The organism is Bifidobacterium pullorum subsp. saeculare (assembly GCF_016899725.1).
Lineage (GTDB): Bacteria > Actinomycetota > Actinomycetes > Actinomycetales > Bifidobacteriaceae > Bifidobacterium > Bifidobacterium pullorum_C.
The window spans coordinates 1-384 of sequence record NZ_JACLYU010000291.1 but is presented as its reverse complement, the minus strand read 5'-3'; the positions used below and the strand labels follow the sequence as shown (position 1 = coordinate 384).

The window sequence follows — 384 nt, the reverse complement described above, 5'->3', positions numbered from 1 at the left end:
TGGGTTACGGAATGCTAGGCGGGTTTGACGTTGAAGACAAGAGAGCCTTTGTGCCATGCGTTTGCGCCGATATCGATTGCTGCGGGTGTCTGGTACGAAATGGTGTTGCCGACCGCGCGGAACGCGTTTTTGCCGAGGTGCTCGTAGGTGATGTTCTCGTAGCAGGTCTGCATGTATTCCTGGGTCGCCTGCCATCCGTCCATGGTCGCCAGATTGGTCGCGCCCCATGAGCTTGTGCGGAATGCCCCGCTGTTGATCCAGTCGATGCTGACCAGGGCTAGCCATTGCCCGTCACCGTTGGGCAGCACATGCCCGCTGATGGTGAGGGTGTCCGACGCTCCCAGACTCGACGTGCGATGGAAGACAATCGACTGGGTTACGGAA

Annotated in this window: 1 protein-coding gene; it reads right to left on the bottom strand. The window is 58.9% G+C overall.

Features of this window, described 5'->3' with window-relative positions:
* Positions 1–14: 14 nt before the first annotated feature.
* Positions 15–384: hypothetical protein (locus tag H7U32_RS10585; protein WP_204469962.1), on the bottom strand; the 370-nt coding region annotated here is incomplete at its 5' end.